The 787-nt window shown below is 27.1% G+C and carries 1 protein-coding gene; it reads left to right on the forward strand.

Annotated elements, in window-relative coordinates; genetic code table 11:
* Nucleotides 1-787: glycosyltransferase (locus BSAG_RS0223215; protein ID WP_008997550.1), on the forward strand; the 787-nt coding region annotated here is incomplete at both ends.

The raw sequence follows: 787 nt of genomic DNA on the forward strand, positions 1-787 counted from the left end.
TGAATATTTATTAATCGCCATAGCTAAAGTACTTCATTATAAAGTCATTTATGAAATGAGAGGTGGAGGTGCTAATCAATATTATGAAGAAGGACATTTTCTATATAAATTTTTTTTTAAAAGAGCTATAAGGAGAAGTGACGAAATATTTTCTCAAGGGAAAGAAAATTTTTCTCTAATAAAGAAAATAGATACCAATAAGAGAATCTTCTATTACCCTAATTATGTTCAAGGTGATTTTTACCCTCAGCAGTATCCTCAAAAGCCGAAAGATAAAATTAATTTGATATATTTTGGACGATTATCTAAAATGAAGAATACCGATATCGTTATTAATACTTTTATTCTGTTGGCGAAAGAGTATAATAATGTTTATTTAGAAATTATTGGAAATAGCGAAAGTCAATTCTATACAGATTATATTAAAAGTAAAATTAAAGAAAGTAACTTAGAATCTCGTATAAATATTTTACCTGCTTGTAATCATAAAGAATTGAAAAAACATTTAGTAGATAAAAGCTTTTATATTTTTCCGTCAAAAGAACCACGAGAAGGCCATTCTAATGCTTTAACTGAAGCTATGGCGTGGGGATTGATTCCTATAACGACTTCACAAGGATTTAATAGAAGTGTTATAGAAAATGATTCACTTATTGTTGAGAAATTAGATGTGAAATGCTTCGTAAATAAAATAAAGTACATTATAGATAATGATTTGATAGAACAGTTTTCATATAATTCTTATAATCGAGTTTTATCAAACTATACGGATGAAATTGTATTGGAG

The sequence above is a fragment of the Bacteroides sp. D1 genome (assembly GCF_000157095.2).
GTDB classification, from domain to species: domain Bacteria; phylum Bacteroidota; class Bacteroidia; order Bacteroidales; family Bacteroidaceae; genus Bacteroides; species Bacteroides xylanisolvens.